1 protein-coding gene and 1 pseudogene are annotated in these 1,474 nt (G+C 68.8%); both read left to right on the top strand.

Annotated features, from left to right (window positions below):
- Positions 1–275: 275 nt before the first annotated feature.
- Positions 276–1,244: an STM4015 family protein gene (locus tag ACWELQ_RS45575; protein ID WP_452403172.1), complete on the top strand. Its 969-nt coding sequence runs from the start codon at positions 276–278 to the stop codon at positions 1,242–1,244.
- A pseudogene (locus ACWELQ_RS45580) lies at positions 1,241–1,474 on the top strand (STM4014 family protein); the annotation flags it as partial. The gene ACWELQ_RS45575 and the pseudogene ACWELQ_RS45580, both read left to right, overlap by 4 nt.

Below are 1,474 nucleotides of genomic sequence, written 5' to 3' on the forward strand. Positions count from 1 at the left end.
GCCGCCCGCGCGGTGCGGAGAGACGACCAGGGAACGCGCGGCGGCGTTGGCGGCCTGCGCGCCTGATCGGCATGATCAGTACATCGCCCTGACGGAACATGAGGTCCTCCCCGGATTCTCGCCGGTGCTGATGCGTCCGGCTTGCTGTCGAAACTAGCGCCGGGGTACGACAATTCACGCCGCTGCTGGCCCTCTTCCGGCAATTGTCGGGCGGGCTTGGTAGAACTGGCTGCACAGCAGGATCAACCACCGCCACGGCGTACGGAGCCCGTCACATGACCATTTCGGAACACCTGCAGCAATTTCACGGCCTGCCCGTCTTCGGCTACCCCGAGGCGGACGCGCCTGCGGAGGCGCGTGAGAACTGGCCTGCCCCGGCCGCGGCGGCTTGGGCCATCGCGATCGAGCCGTACGGGGATTCCGAGGAGACCTGGCCGCAGGCGTTCGCCCGCTTCCGCGCCGAGGTCGACACCACACGGGTGGTCGCGCTGATCGTCGGCTTGTGGGGCGAGGCCTACGACCATCCCTCCACCATGGTGATCGAGGAACTGATCGCCGTGAAGGACCAGTTCCCCGCGCTGCGCGCCCTCTTCGTCGGCGACATCACCTACGAAGAGGCCGAGATCTCCTGGATCCAGCAGTCCGACGTCACGCCGCTGCTGGCCAATTTCCCTGAACTGGAAGAACTTCGGGTGCGCGGCGGCGAGCACCTGGCATTTCCCCCGACCGAGCACGCCAAGCTGCGCACCCTGACCGTGGAGACCGGTGGTCTGGACGCGGCGGTGGTGCGCGGAATCGCGGCGAGCACCCTGCCCGCGCTGGAACATCTCGAAATCTGGCTGGGAGTATCCAATTACGGTGGCACCGCCACGGTCGCCGACCTCGCGCCGCTGCTCTCGGGTGAGCGGTTCCCCAACCTGACCTATCTGGGCCTGCGCAACAGCGAGATCCAGGACGAGATCGCCGCCGCGGTGGCCGCCGCGCCGGTGGTGGCGCGCCTGTCGACGCTGGATCTGTCGCTGGGCACGCTCGGCGACGAGGGTGCGGCGGCACTGCTGAACGGCCAGCCGCTCACCCATCTGCGGACCCTGGATCTGCACCACCACTTCATCTCCGAGTCCATGCAGGAACGACTGCGCAAGGCCCTGGAACCCGACGGTGTCAGCGTGGATCTGACCGAAAGTGAAACCGAGGACGCCGCCGACGATCCGCGCGACCGTCGCTACACCGCCGTGGCCGAATGAGCGGTGCGGGGGTGCGCCTCGCGGTGGTCGGCAATCCTGGCAATCGGCGGGTGACGTTGTTCCAGGACGCGGTGCGCCGCGCCGGACTCCCGGCGGCGCGCGTGGTGTCGTGGCGTGAGGTGCTGTGCGGGGGTGCGGAATTCACCGCCGGGGAGTGGGTGCGACTGGACTCGCCCGGCGAGGACGCCGAGGTCGAGCGGCTGCTGCGCGGCGTCGAGGATTCCACCCGG

Source organism: Nocardia sp. NPDC004722 (assembly GCF_053601505.1).